Below are 6388 nucleotides of genomic sequence, written 5' to 3' on the forward strand. Positions count from 1 at the left end.
GAGGACGCCGGCGAGGTCGCTGATGAGGGCGCGGGTGAGCCCGCCTCCTGTGCTCAGGGCGGGGACGCTGATGACACCCCGACTCTCAACCTCGGCGACGAGGCTCAGGGCGAGCCGGCTGGGTCCGTCGAGCAGTCCGAGCAGGCTGAGGAGTCCGGCGGCGAGGCTCAGGAGAAGCAGGAGTCCGCTGAGGATGCCGAGGTCGTGAAGCCCGCTGAGGCGGCTGAATCGGCCCAGCCCGCTGTACCTGTCGAGTCTGTTGAGTCGACCGAGTCCGTCGAGCAGTCTGAGGAGCCTGAGGAGGCTCCGGCCGTCGTCGAGGAGTCCGAGGAGAAGGCCCCCGCTGCTGAGGACGCCGGCGAGGTCGCCGTTGAAGGTGCTGAACCGGTGACGACGCCGGTATCGACGAGCATCGTCGACGAAGCCGCCACCCCGGCCGAGGCCCTCTCGCCCTACGAGTCGACCGGCGCCGATACGGCTGTCTCGGCCCGGCGGGGCGCCGCGTGGAGCCCCGACTCCGGCGACATGCCGCCGTCGATCGCACCCAAGAGCCTGTCCGGGGCGTCGCCCTGCGCGCCCGCGCAGGCCGCGACCACTGAGGCATCGCCGGCCGCCCGAACCGCTGCGGCCGCGGTCTCACCGGGGACGGAGCCCACTGGGAGTGACACAGAGCCGGCGGAGGACGGCGCCGTCCCCGCCGCCGGGACCCTGGCCGCGGCCGAGAAGGCGCACAAGCCCGCCAAGGCCCAGAACGTCGCGAAGAAGACCAACGGTGCGGCAGCCGGATCGCGCGGCTCGCGCCGTCGGCGCCTCATCCCCGCCGCCTGCGCCGCCGGGGCCGCCGCCCTGCTGCTGGCCTGGGGCGGTATCGCCTGGTGGACCACCCAGCACATCGCCTCGGGCACCACCGTCTCCGGTGTCGACGTCTCCGGTCTGAGCCCCAAGGAGGCCCGCGACCGCGTCAGCAAGGGCGTCGGTGACCAGCTCGCCCAGCCCGTCACCCTCACCGTCGGGCAGGGCAGCTCCGAGCTCGTGCCCGCCAAGTCGGGTGTCTCGGTCGACACCGACGCCTCGGTCAAGAAGGTCACCGGATTCACCCTCAACCCCCTCACCCTGGCCCAGCGCCTCGGCGGTCAGCGCACCGACGCCGTCGTCCGGGTCGATTCCACTGTGCTGCGCAGGGCCCTGGAGGACCGGGTCGACACGATGGCCAACGGTGCGGTCTCGGCGACCGTGACCCTGAAGGGCACCAAGCCGGTCACCACGCCCGCGAGCAACGGCATCGGACTCGACGTCGACGCCTCTCTCAAGCAGCTCGGCGGCACCTGGCCCCTGGGGAAGAAGACCCTCGCCATGGCCGAGGGCACCGCGATCCCTGCCATCACCGATGAGGAAGCCTCGAAGTTCGTAGACGGCACCCTCACGCCGCTGCTGTCCAGCGGACTGACCGTGAACACGGCGGGCACTGGCGCGCAGAGCAAGAACCCCGGCGCGGCTGCGGCCTTCTCACCGCAGGACACTGCTGAGATGCTGAGGATCTCCGCCGACGGCGGCACCTTGAGCGCAGGCTTCGACTCGACCGCGCTGCGTGATGCCATTGTCGCCAGGGTCGGCCAGGTCGAGACCCCCGCCCAGAACGCGACCTGGAAGATCGACGGCTCCGCCACTGGCGCACCCGGGGCGCGTCCCCAGTACGTCCCCGCCGCCCAGGGCAAGGTCATCGACACCGCCGCCCTGTCCGCAAGCCTGATCAAGGCCGGCACTTCCGCCACCGACGCCGCCGGCCGGACCGTGACCCTGCCGATGGTCGTGTCCGAGCCGACGGTGACGACGCCGCAGAACGAGTGGGGCATCAGCGAGGCGATCGGCGAGTTCGCCACCCCCTACAACAGCGGGGACGCGCCGCGCACCCAGAACCTCACCCGCGGGGCCGAGCTCGTCAACGGCACGGTCGTCAAGCCCGGCGAGGTCTTCTCCCTGGAGAAGACCCTCGGCGAGGTCGACTACGATCACGGCTTCGCCGACGCCGGAGTCATCTCCAACGGGCAGCACGTCGACTCCCTGGGCGGCGGGCTGAGCCAGGTGGCCACCACCGTCTTCAACGCCGGCTTCGAGGCCGGTATGGACGACACCGAGCACCACGCCCACCAGTACTACTTCGACCGCTACCCGGCCGGGCGCGAGGCCACCCTGTGGACCGGCAAGCTCGACGTGAAGTTCACGAACTCCACGTCCCACTCGGTACTGGTCCAGGCCTGGCTGGACGGTGAGCAGATCCACGTGCGGATGTGGTCCACGAAGTACTACGACGTGTCGATCACCTCCTCGGACCGGTTCAACTTCCGCCCGGTGTCCACTGAGCGCAAGTCCGGCCCCGGCTGCGAGCCCTACTCGGGCGGCAACCCCGGCTTCGACATCACCGTCACCCGCACTCGCAAGCACGACGGCAAGGCCCTGCCCGACGACGTCCTGACCACCCAGTACGCCGCCGACAACGACATCGTCTGCTCCTGACGGTGCCGCCGTCTGCGCCCCCGGCTCAGAGGAGTGCCGACGCAGCAGTGTCGGAGGAGACTTTTGACCAAAAGGGACGACTTTGATGACATCGTAGAACGCTTCTGCGTGACCGCGGTTCTCTGACCTGCGCAAACGCGAGTGGATCGCGTGGCGTCGCGCGTCAAAGTCGTCCCTGCTGGACACTTTTCAGCCGGATCGTCGCAGATCGCGCTCTGAGGCGTGCGGTGCCCGAGACTGGTGTTACCTGTGACATTCGCGCCGCGGCAGTGACGTAATCGCGGCGTGCTAACCCTGAGTTTTCGGCGTGCTGACGGCCACTCTCTCGCCTCTTGGGCCGTCGGGCGTCGGGGGACCATACTTGGCCCGACCCCGCCCACCCGCGCGGGAGGATCCCCCGGAGAAGAAAGGACACTGCTGCTATGACGTACGTCATTGCCCAGCCCTGCGTCGACGTCAAGGACCGTGCCTGCGTCGACGAGTGTCCCGTCGACTGCATCTACGAGGGTGAACGCAGCCTCTACATCAACGCCGACGAGTGCGTCGACTGCGGCGCCTGCGAGCCCGTCTGCCCCACTGAGGCCATCTTCTACGAGGACGATGTTCCCGAGGAGTGGGAGGACTACACCCGCGCCAACATCGACTTCTTCGAGCTCAAGGGACTCGGCTCGCCCGGCGGCGCCCAGAGGACCGGTGCGCTGGACTACGACGACCCCATGATCGCCGCCCTGCCGCCGCAGAATGCGGAGTGGAAAGAGGCCAACGGCTACTGAGCCGACGGGCGGGGCCAGGGGGTGGAGACGCCCCCGGCGCGTGAGGAAGAATCAGGGCCCGTGACCACCAGCGCGACACCCGAGACCTTCCCCAGCCCCCACCTGCCCCGCCGACTCGCCCTGCCCGACTTCCCCTGGGACTCGCTGAGCCCCTACCGGCAGCGGGCCGCCCAGCACCCGGACGGCGTCGTCGACCTGGCGGTGGGCACGCCCGTCGACCCCACCCCCGAGATCGCCCGCAACGCCCTGTTCGCGGCCGCCAACGCCCCCGGCTACCCGACGGCGGTCGGCGCCCCCGTGGTGCGCGCCGCCATCACCGAGTGGATGGAGCGACGTCGGGGCGTGGCCGGCCTGGGTGATGACGAGGTCATCCCCACCATCGGCTCCAAGGAGTCCGTGGCCCTCCTGCCGCTGCACCTGGGGGTGCGTCCCGGCGACCTCGTCCTGCACCCGCGAGCCGCCTACCCTACCTACGACGTCGGCGCCCGCCTCGTGGGGGCCACTCCCGTCCCCGTGGACACCGACGCCGACCCCGCCGCGTGGGGCATCGCCGAGGACGCCCCCGTGGCCATCGTCTGGCTCAACAGCCCCGGCAACCCCGACGGGCACGTCCTGAGCGTTGAGCAGATGGCCCGGATCGTCGCCTGGGCCAGGGCGCGGGGCGCCGTCGTCATCTCCGATGAGTGCTACGCCGAGCTCGGCTGGGAGTCGCCGTGGGACACCCAGCCGATCCCGAGCCTCCTGGACCCCCGGGTCGGAGGGGAGGCGGGCAGAAGCGGCCTGCTCGCCCTGTACTCCCTGTCCAAGCAGTCCAACCTGGCCGGTTACCGGGCGGCCTTCCTCGCCGGCGACGCGCGGCTCGTGGGTGCCGTCACCGAGGTGCGCAAGCACACCGGCATGCTCATGCCGACTCCGGTCCAGGCCGCCCTCGTGGCCGCCCTCGGCGACGAGGCGCACATGGAGGTGCAGAAGGAGGTCTACCGGGAGCGCCGCGAGGTCCTCGTCGAGGCGACCGCCGCCGCCGGGCTCGTGAACGACCCGGCCTCCGTGGCCGGCCTGTACCTGTGGCTCCAGGGGCCCGAGTCGATGAGCGCCTACGAGCTCGTGGGGGCCTTCGCCGAGCTCGGGATCGTCGTGGCCCCCGGGGACTTCTACGGCGAGGCCGGGGCCGGGCGGGTGCGCATGAGCCTGACCGACACCGACGAGCGAGTGGCCGCCGCCGCCGCGCGCCTGCGCTCGCCCGAGGCCACCGCCCTCTTCGCCGGCTGAGGCAGAACTAGCCAGTCGAATCAGCCGCTGACCAGCGCCTTGATAAATTTATCAAGCCCGGTGGCGGCTGATAAATTTATCAAGCCACGGGTGGGTGCCCGGCTGGTGCCCCCGGCGGGCTGAGGAGGTCGGCTGATCCGGCGGTCCGCGATAAGCCCATGAAACGACGCCGTGACGGTGCACCCCGTACAGTGGGCGCTGGGCCCGCCGGAACCCCCGTGGGTCCAGGTCTCGCCGTCGCGATGCGTGCGGCCCCGAGCCCCAGGAGGCATGATGACGAGCACCCCCACCCCCGCCGCGGCTGAGCAGCCCGAGCAGAGCCGGCCCAGCGCCGTCGGCGGTCCAGGCCTGCTGGCCGTTGACGGCACCAGCCTTGAGCTGCCGCGCACCTCGGCGACCGACGGCGCCGACGGCCTGAGCGTGTCCAGGCTGCTGGGCTCCACCGGCGTGGTGACGCTCGACCCGGGCTTCACCAACACGGCGTCGTGCACCTCGCAGATCACCTACATCGACGGCGCGGCCGGGATCCTGCGCTACCGCGGCTACCCGATCGAGGAGCTGGCCAAGTCCTCGACCTTCCTGGAGGTCGCCTACCTCCTCATCAACGGCGAGCTGCCCGACCGCGAGTCCTTCGCGCGCATGGAGCGGCGCATCTCGCGCCACCGGCTCCTGCACGAGGACTTCCGCGGCTTCTTCACCTCCTTCCCCTCCTCGGGCCACCCGATGGCGATCCTCCAGGCGGGGATCGCCGGCCTGGCCACCTACTACGAGGACACCCTCAACCCGCACGACCCCTACGAGCGCGAGCTCGCCACCGTGCTGCTGCTGGCCAAGATGCCCACGATGATCAGCTACATCGCCCGGCGCGCCATCGGTCTGCCGCTGCTCTACCCCGACCCGCAGCGCTCCTACGTCGAGGACTTCATCCGCCTGACCTTCGGGATGCCCTACCAGTCCTACGACATCGACCCGGCCGTCGTGCGGGCGCTGGACATGCTCCTCATCCTGCACGCCGACCACGAGCAGAACTGCTCGACCTCCACGGTGCGCCTCGTGGGCTCGGCCGACGCCAACATGTACGCCTCCGTGGCCGCGGGCGTGGGCGCCCTGTCCGGGCCGCTGCACGGCGGCGCCAACGAGGCGGTCCTGCGGATGCTGGACACCATCCAGAGCTCGGGGATGAGCACGGCCGAGTTCGTCCGCAAGGTCAAGGACAAGGAGGACGGCGTACGGCTCATGGGCTTCGGCCACCGGGTCTACAAGAACTACGACCCGCGCGCCGCCATCGTCAAGGAGACCGCCCACGACGTCCTGACCCGCCTGGGCTCCGACGACGGCGACCGCAAGCTCGAGATCGCCATGGAGCTGGAGGAGACGGCGCTGCGCGACGAGTACTTCGTCTCGCGCAGTCTCTACCCGAACGTCGACTTCTACACCGGCCTCATCTACCAGGCGATGGGCTTCCCCACGAAGATGTTCACGCCCCTGTTCGCCCTGGGGCGCCTGCCGGGCTGGATCGCCCAGTACCGCGAGATGATCGCCGACCCGGCCAAGCGCATCGGGCGGCCCCGCCAGGTCTACGACGGCTCCACCGAGCGCCACTACGTGGCCATGCACCGGCGCAAGCACGACGACGGCCAGTACCCGGCCACCCGCGCCGGCGTCCCCAGCCTCGACCGCATCACCAGGGTCTGAATCACGAGGGGCTGAGGCTCATGGGCTCACGCCGGTCGCCCAGGGCCGGTTGTCTGTGGTCGGTTTCTGTGGCCGGGCGGTGCGGGTCGGGGACGTACTTTCCCGACGAGGACTGCGTTCTCCCCCAAACCACTGAG

Annotated in this window: 4 protein-coding genes; all 4 read left to right on the forward strand. The window is 70.5% G+C overall.

Annotated features, from left to right (window positions below):
- The coding region (locus BKH32_RS02090; RefSeq protein WP_256690450.1) for a VanW family protein at positions 1–2514 on the forward strand (2514 nt) is incomplete at its 5' end.
- 422 nt (positions 2515–2936) lie between these two features.
- A complete protein-coding gene (gene fdxA, locus BKH32_RS02095) occupies positions 2937–3287 on the forward strand; it encodes a ferredoxin (RefSeq protein WP_075248411.1) in 351 nt (116 codons plus the stop codon).
- A 60-nt stretch (positions 3288–3347) separates the two neighbouring features.
- Positions 3348–4556 (forward strand): succinyldiaminopimelate transaminase, encoded by a 1209-nt coding sequence (dapC, locus tag BKH32_RS02100; protein ID WP_075248412.1) that lies wholly within the window; start codon positions 3348–3350, stop codon positions 4554–4556.
- Positions 4557–4829: 273 nt separating this feature from the next.
- On the forward strand, positions 4830–6251 hold the full coding sequence (locus tag BKH32_RS02105) for a citrate synthase (RefSeq protein WP_143222664.1): 1422 nt from the start codon (positions 4830–4832) through the stop codon (positions 6249–6251).
- Positions 6252–6388: the final 137 nt, after the last annotated feature.

The sequence above is a fragment of the Actinomyces oris genome (assembly GCF_001929375.1).
GTDB classification, from domain to species: domain Bacteria; phylum Actinomycetota; class Actinomycetes; order Actinomycetales; family Actinomycetaceae; genus Actinomyces; species Actinomyces oris_B.